Below are 16,049 nucleotides of genomic sequence, written 5' to 3' on the forward strand. Positions count from 1 at the left end.
TGCTTAGGCGGTCTTCTCCAACCAGGAACATATAAAAACTCAAGAGCCCTCTCTTAGCCCACGCTAATTAAATTTAGGCCAAGTGACCTGTGCCATTGATGTATAAGTGACCGCAAGCGCCTGCCACTGCGCTCGTAATTCGTCTGCTGCACGGGGCTTTACTCCATTTGATCGCAACATCACGATCAGCCAATATTCAGCTTCATGAGGCTGATTTGCCAATGCGTACATCGATGCCAGCTTAAATTGCCCCACAAGGCTCGGTGTCAGCTTTGACACCCGAATTGCTCGTGCTATGTCCGCTTCGCTGTGCTCGCTTACTGGATCAACTCTACCTAGCCAAAGCAAATCCTCCAGATGGCTGAGAACCAAGGGTGAGGGCGACGCGTTTTCATCAGGCTTCGCAAGCTTTTGGTGCTCAAAGCGGAGGGCGAAGAAACTTTTCTCAATCGGAAGGTAGTCACGTGCAGTGATAAAACACCCTAGGAATGCTGCTCCCAGCATCACGAACAGAGGCCAGTGGGGCGTTCGAAAGAGTACCTTGAATCCCAAAGACACATTGAGCGCCCCAACAATCAACCCCAATGGCAATAAAAAGTAAGCGTAATACAGTGGAAACTCTAACATCCCATGGATGCCAAGTGCTAACACAAAGAGAAGCATCCACAACTGGTCCCGTGTTCGCAGTCTTAACAAGGCGACCACAAACCAAAACACCAGAACTGTGCATATCGCCAAGCCAATCGGAATGCCCATAAAAACCAGCAAATCCAAAAAAAGATTGTGGGCGTGCCTCAAGCTTCCGTATGTAGGCACCTGGTAGGGATCCGCGGGGAACTGCGTCAAGCTGGTCTGCATCCAGCCATAGCCGAACCAAGGCTGGTGCTTTAAGGAATCCAATACACCTACCCAAATATCAAGCCGTATTTCCCCTCCCATGAGCCCACGCACTTCTTGGGGCGGGCGTCCAAGCAAGATATTGACATGGGGCAGGGCGAAAACGCAGAGCACAAATATGACGACCCAGCAGAAGGCCGCACTGACGAAGACCCACTTCACGCCGAGTCGCTTGCGCCAAAATAGTATTACTGCCGTCGCGCAAGAAATTACCACCCAACTGGTGCGCGACTCTGTCAGCGCCAAACCAATGGCCAGCAGTGCGGCCAAGATCCACGCCGCCTTGCCTGGAAGGCGCTGCTGCTCGTAAAGCCAAGCACAAGCCAGAACTCCGAGACACATCAAGCTGGCGAGTTGGTTCGGCTGTCCGATGTTGGCGTGGAATCTTCCGGCAGGTGCCGGAAGGAACAGCCAAAAAGCATCACCCACATCGACACCCAGCCACTGCTGCAGCTGAATCAACAATGAACCCATGGCACCAATGAGTACCGCCACAAATAAGAACTGAGCACATTGTCCTGGCCTAGAGCGCTCCCAGGCGCCGCCACTGAGCAACGCAATAAAGAGCGCCAAAAGATACAAAGCACTAATCCAGGCAACTCCAGAAGCTTCGATGAGACCTGCTGCGTGCTGAATTCCAACTGCAAGAAGGCACCCAAGGACTACCAACGGCAGCAGGTGCCAACCCAAAAGCCCCTCGCCCCGATGCCGCCAAAGCACTGCAGCGGCTACGAGACCCAGCACTATGCTAGCCCAGGCGTCGGAATAGAAGTCTGCCCATGGCCAATGGTGATTCGGGAGCCACCAGCTAACCGCCAGAGCCATCGCGGCCAGCGTCAGATGCCCGGTGCTTTTGGAAACAGGAGGGATGGTTGTCATGCAGGAAAAAGGAAGTCGCGAAATACAAAGAGGGGGCTATGCCCCCTCCTGTTGAACCAAGCGCTAAATAGATTACTTGCAAGAACCAGGTGCGTATTTCAGTGCTGCACCAGCGCCTTTGCAAATCCACTCGTACACCTGGGTACCTTGACCACCACCTACAGCCGTCAAAGCGTAGGGGGTAGTGCCACTCATGTACGGCGTAAGGGTAATGGTGTCACCAGCCACAAAGTTGGGAGTCTGGCCCAGATTTGATGCGTGCGGAGTCACAGTAATCTGGCCTGTCCCAGCATTCGTAGCGATCGATGCCACCATCTTCGTTGGGCCAGTAGCATCGCAGCCAAACGCATTGGTGCCCGACAGGGTAGCGTCAGGGCGCATGCTCTGGATGGTCTCGCTGATGGTTGTACGGCACTGGGAAGCTGCCAAAACCACTTCGGACATACGTGCTTTGATTGTGTAGTCCTTGTATGCGGGCAACGCCACAGCAGCCAAGATACCGATGATCGCGACCACGATCATCAATTCGATCAGGGTAAAACCCTTTTGCATAGAACGCTTCATGAAGAACTCCTAGGAAAAATTGCAAATGCGCATTGACTATGCAAGTGCCGTGCCTGCTTGAGGGCGGTGAATCGAAGCCCCGCAGAGCCAGGAGGAAACAGGCCCCAGGACAAACAACGGCTCTTTTCAGCACCTACAAGAACATCAAAAATCAAGCGTTACCGATGAATCTTGCTGGAGATTTGCTTGCCTCAAAGATTCTTTGCTGAGCAGGCCAAGTCGAGCACCCGTATGCACCCTTGCCATCTCAGCACACGATCTCTAAACCCCCTCGGAATTACATTTTTGTCAGCCAGTATTGTCACAACCGAGCGCAAGGCGTTCAGACCTGGAACGTCTGCCCTGCGGTTAACCAACGGATGTCATGTTGGCTTTGGAAGATGTTTGTGGTGGAGTCAAACCGCTTGATTTCGTCAATGATCAGTGAGGTCTCCGACGGCTTGGTGTGTGTGACGTAGATGGGGTAGCGGTCACTCGGCGCGATATGGGCCAGTTCCTGCGCTAAAACCTCGGGGGAAAGGTGCAGGCTCCGCCGGGCAAGATCGCTTTCACGGTTGCTGAAGGCTGTTTCAATCACCAAACAAGCCACCTTCAATGTGTTGATGCGATTCCAGAATAGCGGGTTACGCTCTGTATCACCGCTGAACACCCACCAGCCGGTATTGCCTTTCACCGCAAACCCCACAGCGGGAACGGTATGGTGGGCTGGTAGCACCTCCATCTGAACACCTGCGATGTTCAACACGTCACCCGAAACAAAAGCTTGATACTGCAGAAACGGAGATACAGCAGACGGTATCGCGCTGAAATCTGGCCAGATGACGTTGTTGAACACGTGCGTCTGAAGTGCAGCGATAGTCGCAGCCAAGGCGTGCACTTGCACCGGGTAACGGCGCTGTGACGACACTGCGTCGAGCATCAGGGGCAGTGCGGCGATGTGATCCAGGTGGGAATGGGTCAGCAGCACATGGTCAATCTTGGCCATCTCTTCCAGCGTGAGGTCGCCCACACCAGTTCCCGCATCGAGCAAGATGCTGTCACCGATCAAGAACGATGTCGTGCGACAGTCCTTGGCGATAGCGCCGGAGCACCCCAGCACGCGAACCTTCATGTCAAGCCTTCTACTTGGTGTCGAAATTGGTGGCGCTATCCCAATCCGGGTTGAAAGGCAAATTACGCAGGCCTTCGACCCGTGCCGCGTACAACTCGTACAGGATGCTGTGGGGTCTAAGACCTCGCAACTGCCCCATCAGTTTGTCGCATTGTGCCCATTCTTGTGCTGCGTAGGCACGCAGAAAACCCTCCCACACAGCCAGTTCTTCACCGAGATCGGTGGGTAGTTGCCCTCGGGGGGCGAGGGGCTGGTAGATCGGCACGGCCTGCGCCTTGCCCTTGACGCGCACGCGATCCATGGCTTGCCATACGAACTGAGGGGCGAGCTGCATGGCAGATTCGCTCACCACGATCGAAGTACCGTAGTGCTTGGACAGCCCCTCCAGGCGAGAGCCAAGGTTGACCGCATCGCCGATGACCGTATAGCTGCGCCGGATGTCAGAGCCCATGTCACCCACGCACATGACCCCGGTGTTGAGCCCAATGCCCACCCCGATCTCGGGCAAACCGCGCTGGCGATGATTGGCGTTGATTTGCCCAATGGCCTGCGACATTTCCAGGGCCGCAGTCACTGCCAGTTGCGCATGATCAGGCGTGGCTACTGGAGCCCCCCAAAAAGCCATAACACAGTCGCCCATGTATTTGTCAATCGTTCCCCGGTGGCTGCGGATGATGTGGGTGAGCTTGCTGAACACCTCATTCAACAAGCCTTGCAATTGCAGCGGTTCCATCCGTTCAGACATTGCGGTGAAGCCGCGCATGTCGCAGAACATCACCGTCAGCTCCCGGTTGGTGGCCTGCATGCTGTAGTGCTCAGGCTGCTTGACCATCTCGGCCACCAGCTCTGGCGGCACATAGGCGCTAAACAGCGCTGCGAGCTCGCGCTTGGACCGGCTCTCCACAAAGTAGCCATACGCCATGTTGAGGGCAAAGGCCAGCATAGCCATCACCACCGCAGTGGCGAGCGGCAACGCCAGCCCCTGCGCGATGTACATCCACAGATTGAGTCCTACCAGCGCACAAAGCACACCACCACTAAGCAAGACCGCAGACGATGCTGACAAGAGCGGCAAGGCAACTGCCAATAGCAAACCCGCGCACAGCAGCTGCAGCACATCAAAGCCAGCGGCATAGTCCGGCCGAACGATGCTCTTGCCATCCAGGAATGCCGACAACACGTTGGCATGGGTCTCCACCCCTGGGTACGTCCTGCCCACCGGCGTCACACGCAAATCCAGCAAACCAGGTGCTGTCGAGCCTACCAGCACCAATTGGTCCTTGAGTTGACCAGCCGGCAGCAAGCCATCCAGAACGTCCGACGCCGAGATGTACCGAAAGGAACCACCCTTGGCATCGCCCGGCCCACGGTAGGGAATGAGCGTGGCCAACTGCTGGTCCACGGGGAGCGCCAGCGTGCGACCATCTTGGCGCAGCACGATGCTTTGGAGCACATCATGCGTCCCGGACGGCTTGGAATTCACAAAGCCCGGGTGAATCTCTGGCAGACCGATGGCGGTGCGGAACATGGCCAATGCCAGCGATTCGTAATACTGCCCCTGGTACTCTGCCAACAGGGGAAGGGAACGAACAACTCCGTCCTCGTCCGTGATCGAGTTGAAGAAGCCTGCAGCAGGTGCCGCCTGGGTCAGGGACTCAATGTTGCTGCTGTACCCACGCCACGTAGTCGCCCCCAGAGGCAAGCCCCGCAAGCGCTCCACGGGCAGGGCGGGTTCTGGCAACATGCCTTTCGTGATGCCGTCGCGGTCTTCGCCCGAAAGGTAGTAACCCAGCACCACTGGCTGCCCGTGCAGAGACTGCGCAAAAAGAGCGTCATGGTCCAGTGAGGGCGCCAGACGTTCCAGTTGCTCCTTAAAGCCCGGCTGGCTGCGTAAAGGGCCCTGCGCCAGTTGTTGCAGCGTAGAGAGGCCCGAACTTTCATCGGCCTCGGCAAACAGAACGTCAAACCCCACCACGGCCACTTGTTGGCGCTCAAACAGTTCATGCACCAGCGCAGCCATCTTGTCCCTGCGCCAGGGCCATTGCCCCACCCGCCCCAGGCTCTTCTCGTCGATATCGACGATGACGATCCGCTCGTCCAGCGTTCGTGGCATGGTCAACCGCAAGCGGGTGTCGTAGATGATGTTGTCCAGTCGCTCCAACACCTGTAGGTGGAGCACATCGGCTACGTGCAGCAGCGCAAAAACCAGCGGTATCAGCGTGACTGCGATGCGTTGCCAGCGTCGGAGGAACAACTGCGACAAGGACTGCAACATAGGTCCACGCGCAGGAATAGGAGTGTCCAGTTAGCAAGGGCCCGCAGCGATGATGCGAGCCTTTTGCAGAGTGTCAGCTTTGCTCGAACTGCATCTCGGTGCCAGCCAGTTCCAGGCGATCACCGTGCTTCAGGGGAACCGGCGATGCACCAATGGCAGCGCCGTTGAGCAACGGCATGTCCGGTCCTTCGACATGGGCCAAGACAAAACCCTGGTGCCGCTTGGTGATGGAAGCCACAGCCACACCCGGCTTGCCAATCGTGGTGACCACCTTCTGCAGCGACACTTCACGCCCCGCAGCAGCACCGGACATGACCCGAATCACGGCCGAAATCGGGGCTGGCGCGGGCGCGGCCGGAGCGGGCCTGGCAGCGGCGACCGCAGGCGGCACCATTCCGGGCTTGAAGATCATGGTCTTCTCAAAGTTCTGCCCTTCGGCGTCCTGGAGGAACCGAATCTTGTACTTGCCCACTTCCACTGTATCGCCATTGCGCAACTCCTGGCGCTTGACGGCCTTGGCGTTCACATAAGTGCCGTTGGTGCTGCCCAGGTCTTCAATCTCCACATCCTGTCCCACCATATGGAGCACGGCATGCTCACCGCTCACCGCAAGGTTGTCGATCACGATGTCGTTGTAGGGGCGCCGGCCCAGCGTGGTCCGCTCCTTGGTCAGCTGCACTTCCTTGATGACAACGCCGTCGATTGAAACGATCATTCTCGGCATGATCCACTCCTGATGTGATGAATTGTTGTAGTTCGGGCCGTTCAAGAGGCCCCTAGCAATCGGGACATGAGGCCACGCTTCTTGCCCCCAGCGGCAGCCTGCACCAGCAGCACGCTCACGTTATCACGACCGCCGTTGGCGTTGGCGGTGTCAATGAGCAGTGTCGCTTTTTCCTCCAAAGGCATGGGCGCCCGCACAAGCTCCGCCAGATCCGAATCGGACACCATGTCGGTGAGCCCATCGGAACAGAGTAGAAACAGATCATTCGGCGCCACCTGAAACTCGTTGACTTCCATCAGCACATTGGGCTCCACACCCAAGGCCCGAGTCACCAGATTGCGATTGGAAGACATGGCCGCCTGCTGCGCCGTCAGCAGCCCCGCATCGACCTGTTCCTGCAACCAGGAATGGTCGCGCGTGATTTGCTGCAAAGCACCATCACGCAGACGGTAACAGCGCGAATCGCCAATATGCCCCAAGATCAGGCGGCTGCCGTGGAACACTGCAACCACCAGCGTCGTACCCATGCCCGCGTACTGCGGATTGGAGAGAGACGCCCCCAGAATGGCGTGATTGGCGTTTTCCACGCAGATTTCCAGGGCCCGGCGCACGTCCGTGGACTGGGGACTCGCGCCGGCTTGGGCCAACCAGCGGGCCATTTCGGTACGGATGAAGGTGGTTGCCATGCCACTGGCCACTTCGCCCGCGTTGTAGCCGCCCATGCCATCGGCCAATATCGCGACCTGCGCATCGCGGTCAACGGCTACCGCGTCTTCGTTGTTGGAACGCACGCGGCCCTTGTCGGTCCGCGCAGTGAATTCGTAGGTCATGGATGTGGAGGCGTGCGTCATGGGGCGCCCGAAATCGGCGGGGCTGCCGCACCCCGCACAGCGGGGGGCTCCATCACGGTTTCCTGAAAATCCGCCATTTCTTGCCCTGTTGCATCGCGGTCCGCATCATAGACGACTGGTCCAGGGCTGAATCGGGCATCGCCGGTCATGGCCTGCCGCAGATCCGCCGCGAACTGCCGCCCGGTCTGATAACGCGCCTCTGGCCGCTTTTGCAACGACAGCGCCACCACCCTGGCCACCGCGGCTGAGAGTTCGGGGCGCAGTTGGCGCACATCGGGCGCCTCCACGCTCGCGATCTTGTGCATCAGCTCGGTCATGGACGCTCCCCGCAGCGGCAGCGTGCCCGTCAACAACTGGAAGAGGGTGATGCCCAGCGAATAAAGGTCGGAGCGCCCATCGACTTTCTTTCCCGCCAGTTGCTCCGGAGACATGAAGCTGGGTGTTCCCAGAACCAGCCCCGTACGGGTCTTGCTCGAATCCGTGATGCGGGCAATACCGAAGTCCGTCACTTTGACCGCCTCTGTCCCGCCGTCAAACATGATGTTGGCGGGCTTGATATCGCGGTGCACCACATTGTGGGCATGGGCATAGTCCAGCGCATCGGCCACCCTGGCTGCAATGGAGAGCACGGTGGGGACCGGCAGCAGCCGGCCCCGGCCACAGACATGGGTCAGGTCCTGACCCTTGAGGAACTCCATGGCGATATAGGCCAAGTCATGCTCCTCACCGGCATCAAAAATGGTGACGATGTTCGGATGCTGTAATCGGCCTGCAGTTTCGGCCTCTCGGAAAAACCGTGCGCGCGCATCGATCAGGGCGTCACCTTCGAACTCCTGCCCCAAGGCCAGAGTCTTGATGGCTACGACGCGGCCGATCTTCGGATCGCGCCCCAGATACACCACTCCCATGGCGCCTTTGCCAATTTCACGATCAATCTGGTAGCGCCCCAACATGGGCACGCCGACACTCGCATCGCCTGGCAGGCGGGGCGCTGCAGGGCCGGCACCCGGCAAAGAGTCTGTGGCGCCCTGCGGAGCTTGCGCGCCACCTTGTGCCTGAGCCTTGGCACGCTTGTAGCGGCTGCGGGCGTCCTTGTAGTGCCGGTCATGGCGCAGGATATGTTCGTAGACCGTCTGCGCCTTGCCGAAGTGGCGCTTGCGCTCGAAATCCTCCGCCAGATGGTAGAGATTGTCCAGAAGCGCGTCGCTGGCAGGTACCTTGCGCAGGCGCTCAAAGGCCATATCCAGTTGTCCCTGGCCCTGCAGGGCCAAGCCCATCATGCGGTCCGTCTCGGCGGCTTCTGCGGAACGTCCGGAGGCGTCACTCAGTCGACCACGGTGCAAAAGCACCACCACGGTAGTACCAGCCAATACAGCCAGCACTGGCAGCAACAACGGAACCCACAACTCCCCATAGCGCAAAAGGGTCCATTCGGCGATGACAACGGTGAGCGCGAGCGCCGCACCGCCCCCCATCCCGACGGGGCGCGCCAAACGCGGCGCCAACAGCACCAGATACACCCCCCCCAGCGCCAACACCAGCCAAGCGGCCGGAGTAGCCCAGCCTGGCTCTGTCACGCCCAGCCCGAGGCGAATGGATGACAAGGTTTGCGCCAACACCTCCACCGGATAGGCAGCATGCTCCCCCAGCTGCGCCGCTGGGGCGCCCATCTTCTCCGTCATTTCGCCCACCAATACGATCTTGCCCTGCAAGCTACCAGCGGCGACGGTTCCATCGAGCACGCTGGCAGCCGACAGAATAGGGAAGGTGCCCGCTCCATCGCCAGCCACTTGCCAGCGGGGACGCAGCACGGCGCCTGCATTGGTGGCAACGTTCAGCCCTCCGAGCCGCAGCCCCGCAGGCGCATCGACCACGCGGATATCACCCAACCCCAGATGCAGGCTGTGTTGCGCCGCCAGCAACGCCAAGGACGGCACCCCCACGCTGTCGTAGCGAAGAAGCAGTGGAACCTGGCGTACACGCCCATCCAGGTCAGCCTCTGCATACAAGTGCCCCACCCCAGCCGCCACCGCGCCCAACGACGGGATGGGGTGCTGCGCAGATTGCATCGGGGTTGCAGCAGCACCCGGGTCGGGCAACGTGCTGCGACGCACGTACGATGGCAGGGGCGCAGCAGCCCCGCCACTTTCATAACGCGAAGCCAGGAGCACGTTGCCCGCCCGCTGTATGGCGGCTGCCAGAAGCGCATCGCCGTCGAGTACAGCTTCTGCCTCACCCACCACACGGCCGAGCTCGGCCGTCAGTGCGGTTCCCTCAGGCGCAGCGGCAAGGGTTTCGCGGATTTTTCTCAGGTAACCCAAGCCCCTGTCGTTCTGGGGCTGTGTGAGTGGGGGGGTGTAAACAACGGTTTGTGCGCCAGCCGATGACAGGCGATCAACCAGGCGCGCATGGATGTCACGCGACCAGGGCCACGGCCCCAGAGCGGCCATGCTGGCATCGTCGATGCCCACAATCACCACGTCGGCCAACGGGGCGGGGGACGAGGTTCGGATGGCGGCGTCGTAGAGCTTGTGTTCGAGCGACAACGATGCGCCCGTGACCGCGCACAGGCCCGCTACGGCCAGTGCCACCAATCCGCCCCAAAAGCCATCGGTACGCCATCCATCCATCCGCCGCGCCGAGGTTTTTCGTCCCACTTGCTGTTATTCCACTCAGTATTGGGTGGATTTGAAGCAATAACTGCGCCCATGCAGTCCAAGGGCCTCAGGACCGTTGTTAAGAGGAGATTCGGAGCGAATGGGCAGCGGGTGTGGCGTTGCGTGTCGTTCTTGTCACGCAACCCCGGGATGGGACGCCAGCGCCATGCCATTTTTGTCAGTCGCTGGCCTTAAAGAGGGGTTGCACCTCCGTGCAAGCCCCTTGGGCTGCAACCCTCAGGTCGCGGATGCGCTGTTGGATCCCTTGCGCCAGAACTTGCCCACGCCCACCACCAGCGCGGCGCCCAGTGCGGCTGCTACATAGTGCAGCGCAGGGTGCGCCACTGCGTAGTCATGCAAGATGGCATCGCTGGCGATGGTTTCTCCACCCACCCAGCCGATCAGCGCGGCGCCGAGCACCACGATGACAGGGAAACGCTCCATGAGCTTGATCATGAGGGTGCTGCCGAAAATCACCAGCGGGATACTGATGGCCAAGCCCAACACCAGCAGCACCACGTTGCCCTGGGCCGCAGCCGCCACAGCGATCACGTTGTCCAGGCTCATCACCAAGTCGGCGATGAGGATGGTGCGGACGGCGGCCATCAGGCTGCCATAGGTTTTGGACTCGCCCTCGTCCTCCTCGTCGTCGCTGAGCAGCTGAAAGCCGATCCACAGCAGCAGACAACCGCCCACGATCTGCAGGAACGACAGCTCCAGCAGCTTGGCGGCCACAACGGTCAGCAAAATCCGCAAGACCACGGCAGCGCCGGAGCCCCAGAACACGGCTTTCTTTTGCTGATGGGGGGGAAGGGACCGGGCTGCCAGCGCAATTACCACCGCGTTGTCACCCGACAAGATGATGTTGATCCAGACGATCTTCACCAGGCCGATCCAAAAATCGACGCTTTGCAGAAACTCCATGACTGACTCCACTGTTATGAATGCAAGAAGCGCCCGGAACCGGGGTTCCGAGCGCTTCTCTTTTTTGTAGGAGCCGCCAGTCTAGCGGTCTGTGCCGCGCCCCGCGTCCGTAATTGTGCTTACGGACGGGACGGCGACAGTCCGCTTACTTCAGCTGGGCCTTGAGCAGCTTGCCCAGTTCCGAAGGGTTGCGGGTGATGATGAAACCCGACTCTTCCATGATGGCCAGCTTGGCATCGGCCGTGTCGGCGCCGCCAGAGATCAGGGCGCCAGCGTGGCCCATGCGCTTGCCGGGAGGGGCGGTCACGCCAGCGATGAAACCGACGATGGGCTTCTTCATGTTGGCCTTGCACCACTGGGCGGCTTCGGCTTCATCCGGACCACCGATTTCGCCAATCATGATCACGGCGTCGGTATCGGGATCGTCGTTGAAAGCCTTCATCACATCGATGTGCTTGAGGCCGTTGATGGGGTCGCCACCAATGCCCACGGCGCTCGATTGACCCAGACCGACTTCGGTCAACATGGCCACGGCTTCGTACGTCAGGGTGCCCGAGCGGGACACCACGCCGATACGGCCCTTGCGGTGGATGTGACCGGGCATGATGCCGATCTTGATTTCGTCAGGCGTGATCAGGCCAGGGCAGTTGGGGCCCAGCAGCAGCGTCTTCTTGCCACCAGCGGCTTCCTTGGCCTTCATCTTGTTGCGCACCATCAGCATATCCTTGACCGGAATGCCTTCGGTGATGCAGATGGCCATGTCCAGGTCGGCTTCGACAGCTTCCCAGATCGCGTCCGCAGCGCCTGCGGGCGGCACATAGATCACCGACACGGTGGCACCGGTCTGCTGGGCGGCTTCCTTGACGGAGGCGTAGATCGGGATGTTGAAGATCGACTCGCCCGCCTTCTTGGGGTTCACGCCCGCCACGAAGCAGTTCTTGCCGTTCGCGTATTCCTGGCACTTTTCGGTGTGGAACTGGCCAGTCTTGCCCGTGATGCCCTGGGTGATGACCTTGGTGTCTTTGTTGATGTAGATCGACATGTGTGTTCTCCGGGCTTACTTGACGGCAGCAACGATCTTGGTCGCAGCTTCGGCCATGGTGTCTGCGGCAATGATGGGCAGGCCAGACTCGGCCAGCATCTTCTTGCCGAGCTCTTCGTTCGTGCCCTTCATGCGCACGACCAGCGGCACGTTCAGGTTCACGGCCTTGCAAGCTGTGATCACGCCGGTGGCGATGGTGTCGCACTTCATGATGCCACCGAAAATGTTGACCAGAATGCCTTCGACCTTGGGGTTCTTCAGCATGATCTTGAAGGCTTCAGTCACCTTCTCGGGGGTGGCACCGCCGCCCACGTCCAGGAAGTTGGCCGGCTCGCCGCCGAACAGCTTGATGGTGTCCATGGTGGCCATGGCCAGGCCGGCGCCGTTCACCAGGCAGCCGATGTTGCCGTCGAGGCTGATGTAGGCCAGGTCGAACTTGGAGGCTTCCACTTCGGCTGGATCCTCTTCGTCCAGGTCACGGAAGGCCACGATTTCGGGGTGGCGGAACAGCGCGTTGGCGTCGAAGTTGAACTTCGCGTCCAGGGCCATCAGGTTGCCCTTGGAGTCGCAGTTCAGTGGGTTGATTTCCACCAGCGACGCATCGGTTTCCATGTAGCACTTGTAGATCTTGGCGAAGATGTCTACGGCTTGGTCGATGGAAGCGCCGGTCAGGCCGATGGCGGCTGCCACCTTACGGCTCTGCGCTTCGGTGATGCCGGTCAGTGGGTCGATCATCTCGGTGACGATCTTCTCCGGTGTGGAGTGGGCCACTTCCTCGATGTCCATGCCGCCTTCGCTCGAAGCGATCAGGGCGACCTTCTGCGTGGCGCGGTCGGTGACCAGCGAGACGTACAGCTCATTCTTGATGTCGGCGCCGTCTTCGATGTACAGGCGGCGGACCTTCTGGCCCTCAGCGCCGGTCTGGTGGGTGACCAGCTGCATGCCCAGGATTTCGCTGGCGCGTGCTTTCACGTCGTCGATGGTCTTGGCAACCTTCACGCCGCCGCCCTTGCCACGGCCACCGGCGTGGATCTGGGCCTTGACCACCCACACGGGGCCGCCGAGCTTCTGGGCTGCTTCCACGGCTTCTTGCACCGTGAATGCGGGAATGCCACGCGGAACGGGCACACCAAAATTGCGCAAGATTTCCTTGCCTTGGTATTCGTGAATCTTCATGAGGTCTCTCTCAGGGAAGGGTGGTAGTTACCCGTTTACCATGAACAGATGTCTGGCCGCGGGCTTGGGACATGGCAACCCGCGACTGTATCATGCTGCAACGCACCATCCTTGTGCCTGACTTACACCCTGGGTGGGCCTGGCGGCCTTCCCGCCCCCACTTCTATCCGGCAGACGCTGCCACCTTTTTTGCAGGAGCACCCCTATGTCCAAAGTCTTTATTGATGGCGAAGCCGGTACCACGGGCCTGCAGATCCGCGAGCGCCTGCAGGCCATGCCGCAGATCGAACTGGTCAGCATTGCGCCTGAGCTGCGCAAGGACCCGGCCGCCAAGCGCGACCTGATCGCGGGGGTGGATCTGGTGGTGCTGTGCCTGCACGACGACGCTGCGCGCGACACCGTGGCGATGGTGGACGAGATCGAGCGCAGCTCGGGCCGCAAGGTCAAGGTGATCGATGCCAGCACGGCGCACCGCACGGCCGATGGTTGGGTGTACGGGTTTCCGGAACTCGCGCCAGCGCAGACACAAGCGGTGCGCGACGCCGCCCGCGTCTCCAACCCCGGCTGCTACTCCACGGGCGCGATTGCCATGCTGCGCCCGCTGGTCGATGCAGGCCTGATCCCGGCGGACTACCCCCTGAGCCTGCCCTCGGTCTCGGGCTACTCCGGCGGCGGCCGCACCATGATCGAAGCCTACGAGGCGGGCACCGCAGCGCCGTATGAGGCCTATGCGCTGGGCCTGTCGCACAAGCACATCCCCGAAATCTTGCGCTACACCGGGCTCACACGCCGCCCGGTGTTCATCCCTGCGGTGGGCAACTTCCGCCAGGGCATGCTGGTGCAGTTGCCGCTGCACCTGGACCTGCTGCCAGGAGCCCCCAAGGCCAGCGACCTGCACGACGTGCTGGCCAGCCACTACAGCCGCACCAACACGCCAGAACAATGGGTCAGCGTGCTGCCCCCCACCGACGATTTGAAGCTGGCCGCCGACACGCTGACCGACACCAACAAGCTGGAGCTGCGCGTGTTTGCCAACGAGCAGTACCGGCAGGCCGTGGTCATCGCGCGCCTGGACAACCTGGGCAAGGGCGCCAGTGGCGCTGCAGTGCAGAACCTGCAATTGATGCTGGGCGTGTAAACACCTCAGAGCGCATCAGGAAGCGGGACCGATGCCCCGCTTGTTGGCGTTGCGGTCAGCCCTCGTCAGACGCATCGGCGCCCAGCACCGCGCGCCGCGCCACATCGCCTGAGAACCCCCGCACCAGCAAAAACCGCATCTGCTTGGCGCGGGTTTGCGGATCTGCGGCGGGCTCGCCAAACTTGCGGCGCCACACCTCGCGGGCACGCTCCAGTTCGCTGCCCTGCAGCTGGGCCACTGCTTGCTGCACAGCCTCTGCGCCCAGCCCCTTGGACTGCAGCTCCTGCCGGATGCGCGATGCACCCAGACGCACTGCGCGCCGGTGCAACACCGACTCCACCACCCTGGCTTCGCTGATGAAGTCCTTGGCCTGCAGGTCGTCCAGCACAGCCTCCAGGTCTTCGCCCTCTTGCACATGCGGCGCGAGCTTGCGCTGCAGCTCGGCGCGCGAATGCTCCCGCTGGCTCAGTAGCCGCAGCGCACGGCCCTTGAGCGAGAGCGCAGTGAATCCCATGACTGACCAAATGCTATATTTTCAATAGCTACAGACGCATATGATATGAGCGCCTGCAGGCTATTTAGCTTCAAAAACCGGAAATCACTCGTCTGCAGCCGCTGCTGGGGCCTGCAGTGCGCCAGGCAGCAGCGCAATGCCCAGGCCTTCACGCACCTTGTTCTCAATCTCGCGGGCCAGGTCGGGGTTCTCGCGCAAAAACTCACGCGCGTTGTCACGGCCCTGGCCGATCTTTTCGCCGTTGTAGGCGTACCAGGCACCGCTCTTTTCCACGATCTTGGCCGTCACGCCCATGTCGATGATCTCGCCCTCGCGGCTGATGCCTTCACCGAACAGGATGTCGAACTCGGCCGTCTTGAAGGGCGGGCTCACCTTGTTCTTGACCACCTTGACCTTGGTCTCGTTGCCGATGGCTTCGTCGCCCTTCTTGATCGTGCCGGTGCGGCGGATGTCGAGGCGCACCGAGGCGTAGAACTTGAGCGCATTGCCGCCGGTCGTCGTTTCGGGCGAGCCGAACATCACGCCGATCTTCATGCGGATCTGGTTGATGAAGATGACCATGCAGTTGGTCTTCTTGATCGTGGCGGTGAGCTTGCGCAGCGCCTGGCTCATCAGGCGGGCTTGCAGACCGGGCAGGGCGTCGCCCATCTCGCCTTCGATTTCGGCCTTGGGCGTGAGCGCAGCCACCGAGTCCACCACGATCAGGTCCACGGCGCCGGAGCGCACCAGGCTGTCCACGATTTCCAGCGCCTGCTCGCCGGTGTCAGGCTGGCTGATTAGCAGGTCGGACAGCTGCACACCCAGCTTCTGGGCGTACTGCACATCCAGGGCGTGCTCTGCGTCGACAAACGCGCAGGTGCCGCCTTGCTTTTGCATTTCGGCAATCACCTGCAGCGTGAGCGTGGTCTTGCCCGACGATTCCGGGCCATAGATTTCGACCACACGGCCACGGGGCAGGCCGCCCACGCCCAGCGCAATGTCCAGGCCCAGCGAGCCGGTGGAGACGACCTGGATGTCCTCGATCACCTCGCCTTCACCGAGGCGCATGATCGTGCCCTTGCCGAATTGCTTCTCGATCTGGGCGAGCGCGGCGGCCAGAGCCTTGGCCTTTTCCGTGTTCACGGGCAATGCGGGGTTAGTGCCTTTGACTGCGACGTCCATGAGAAACTCCTTGAAAAACAACAGGTTGGATGCTTGCATTGCTCTGCGGTTAATCACAGGCTGGATGCTTGAACAGTAGTTTATGCGAGCAATGAAATCCAGATAAAGCGATTTTTAGTCAGTTTGCCTGACAATA

The 16,049-nt window shown here is 60.5% G+C and carries 13 protein-coding genes; 1 reads left to right on the plus strand and 12 read right to left on the minus strand.

The annotated features are described in order from the left end of the window. Nucleotides 1–63: 63 nt before the first annotated feature. From N4G42_RS23545 to sucC, 10 genes are all read right to left on the minus strand, one after another. A complete protein-coding gene (locus N4G42_RS23545; protein ID WP_260668916.1) occupies nucleotides 64–1,776 on the minus strand; it encodes a PglL family O-oligosaccharyltransferase in 1,713 nt (570 codons plus the stop codon). A 72-nt stretch (nucleotides 1,777–1,848) separates the two neighbouring features. Continuing rightward, complete coding sequence (locus N4G42_RS23550; protein WP_260668917.1) at nucleotides 1,849–2,340, minus strand: pilin; 492 nt, start codon at nucleotides 2,338–2,340, stop codon at nucleotides 1,849–1,851. A gap of 322 nt (nucleotides 2,341–2,662) precedes the next feature. Then, on the minus strand, nucleotides 2,663–3,451 hold the full coding sequence (locus tag N4G42_RS23555; protein WP_260668918.1) for an MBL fold metallo-hydrolase: 789 nt from the start codon (nucleotides 3,449–3,451) through the stop codon (nucleotides 2,663–2,665). Nucleotides 3,452–3,461: 10 nt separating this feature from the next. Further along, nucleotides 3,462–5,726 (minus strand): CHASE2 domain-containing protein, encoded by a 2,265-nt coding sequence (locus N4G42_RS23560; protein WP_260668919.1) that lies wholly within the window; start codon nucleotides 5,724–5,726, stop codon nucleotides 3,462–3,464. Between the two features lie 73 nt (nucleotides 5,727–5,799). After that, entirely contained in the window at nucleotides 5,800–6,450 is a 651-nt protein-coding gene (locus tag N4G42_RS23565) for an FHA domain-containing protein (RefSeq protein ID WP_056056604.1), read from the minus strand. A 41-nt stretch (nucleotides 6,451–6,491) separates the two neighbouring features. Further along, the gene (locus N4G42_RS23570) at nucleotides 6,492–7,280 is read right to left on the minus strand and encodes a Stp1/IreP family PP2C-type Ser/Thr phosphatase (RefSeq protein WP_116748326.1); all 789 of its coding nucleotides are present in this window, start codon (nucleotides 7,278–7,280) and stop codon (nucleotides 6,492–6,494) included. A gap of 17 nt (nucleotides 7,281–7,297) precedes the next feature. After that, entirely contained in the window at nucleotides 7,298–9,931 is a 2,634-nt protein-coding gene (locus N4G42_RS23575; RefSeq protein ID WP_260668920.1) for a CHASE2 domain-containing serine/threonine-protein kinase, read from the minus strand. Between the two features lie 264 nt (nucleotides 9,932–10,195). Continuing rightward, nucleotides 10,196–10,882 carry a TerC family protein gene (locus N4G42_RS23580; RefSeq protein WP_260668921.1) on the minus strand — a complete coding sequence of 229 codons (687 nt, stop codon included), beginning with the start codon at nucleotides 10,880–10,882 and terminating at the stop codon, nucleotides 10,196–10,198. 145 nt (nucleotides 10,883–11,027) lie between these two features. After that, entirely contained in the window at nucleotides 11,028–11,924 is an 897-nt protein-coding gene (gene sucD / locus N4G42_RS23585) for a succinate--CoA ligase subunit alpha (protein ID WP_056056609.1), read from the minus strand. 15 nt (nucleotides 11,925–11,939) lie between these two features. Beyond that, entirely contained in the window at nucleotides 11,940–13,100 is a 1,161-nt protein-coding gene (sucC, locus tag N4G42_RS23590; protein WP_146870567.1) for an ADP-forming succinate--CoA ligase subunit beta, read from the minus strand. A 205-nt stretch (nucleotides 13,101–13,305) separates the two neighbouring features. On the opposite strand from sucC, the gene argC reads away from it, so the two are divergent. Then, nucleotides 13,306–14,238: an N-acetyl-gamma-glutamyl-phosphate reductase gene (gene argC / locus N4G42_RS23595; RefSeq protein WP_260668922.1), complete on the plus strand. Its 933-nt coding sequence runs from the start codon at nucleotides 13,306–13,308 to the stop codon at nucleotides 14,236–14,238. A gap of 55 nt (nucleotides 14,239–14,293) precedes the next feature. Here argC and recX read toward each other — a convergent pair whose 3' ends face one another. Together recX and recA are read right to left on the minus strand one after the other, a co-directional pair. Beyond that, nucleotides 14,294–14,752, minus strand: coding sequence for a recombination regulator RecX (gene recX, locus N4G42_RS23600; protein ID WP_260668923.1), 459 nt, complete (start codon nucleotides 14,750–14,752; stop codon nucleotides 14,294–14,296). An 84-nt stretch (nucleotides 14,753–14,836) separates the two neighbouring features. Next, a complete protein-coding gene (gene recA, locus N4G42_RS23605) occupies nucleotides 14,837–15,913 on the minus strand; it encodes a recombinase RecA (RefSeq protein ID WP_056057577.1) in 1,077 nt (358 codons plus the stop codon). Nucleotides 15,914–16,049: the final 136 nt, after the last annotated feature.

This window comes from Acidovorax sp. K2F (genome assembly GCF_025246485.1).
Lineage (GTDB): Bacteria > Pseudomonadota > Gammaproteobacteria > Burkholderiales > Burkholderiaceae_C > Acidovorax > Acidovorax delafieldii.

What these genes read in the sequence shown, in the direction of transcription:
- N4G42_RS23575 (WP_260668920.1), bottom strand. Translation starts at nt 9,931, where the DNA reads ATGGATGGATGGCGTACCGATGGCTTTTGGGGCGGATTGGTGGCACTG.
- N4G42_RS23570 (WP_116748326.1), bottom strand. Translation starts at nt 7,280, where the DNA reads ATGACCTACGAATTCACTGCGCGGACCGACAAGGGCCGCGTGCGTTCC.
- N4G42_RS23545 (WP_260668916.1), bottom strand. Translation starts at nt 1,776, where the DNA reads ATGACAACCATCCCTCCTGTTTCCAAAAGCACCGGGCATCTGACGCTG.
- sucD (WP_056056609.1), bottom strand. Translation starts at nt 11,924, where the DNA reads ATGTCGATCTACATCAACAAAGACACCAAGGTCATCACCCAGGGCATC.
- N4G42_RS23580 (WP_260668921.1), bottom strand. Translation starts at nt 10,882, where the DNA reads ATGGAGTTTCTGCAAAGCGTCGATTTTTGGATCGGCCTGGTGAAGATC.
- recA (WP_056057577.1), bottom strand. Translation starts at nt 15,913, where the DNA reads ATGGACGTCGCAGTCAAAGGCACTAACCCCGCATTGCCCGTGAACACG.
- recX (WP_260668923.1), bottom strand. Translation starts at nt 14,752, where the DNA reads ATGGGATTCACTGCGCTCTCGCTCAAGGGCCGTGCGCTGCGGCTACTG.
- N4G42_RS23565 (WP_056056604.1), bottom strand. Translation starts at nt 6,450, where the DNA reads ATGCCGAGAATGATCGTTTCAATCGACGGCGTTGTCATCAAGGAAGTG.
- argC (WP_260668922.1), top strand. Translation starts at nt 13,306, where the DNA reads ATGTCCAAAGTCTTTATTGATGGCGAAGCCGGTACCACGGGCCTGCAG.
- N4G42_RS23560 (WP_260668919.1), bottom strand. Translation starts at nt 5,726, where the DNA reads ATGTTGCAGTCCTTGTCGCAGTTGTTCCTCCGACGCTGGCAACGCATC.
- N4G42_RS23555 (WP_260668918.1), bottom strand. Translation starts at nt 3,451, where the DNA reads ATGAAGGTTCGCGTGCTGGGGTGCTCCGGCGCTATCGCCAAGGACTGT.
- N4G42_RS23550 (WP_260668917.1), bottom strand. Translation starts at nt 2,340, where the DNA reads ATGAAGCGTTCTATGCAAAAGGGTTTTACCCTGATCGAATTGATGATC.
- sucC (WP_146870567.1), bottom strand. Translation starts at nt 13,100, where the DNA reads ATGAAGATTCACGAATACCAAGGCAAGGAAATCTTGCGCAATTTTGGT.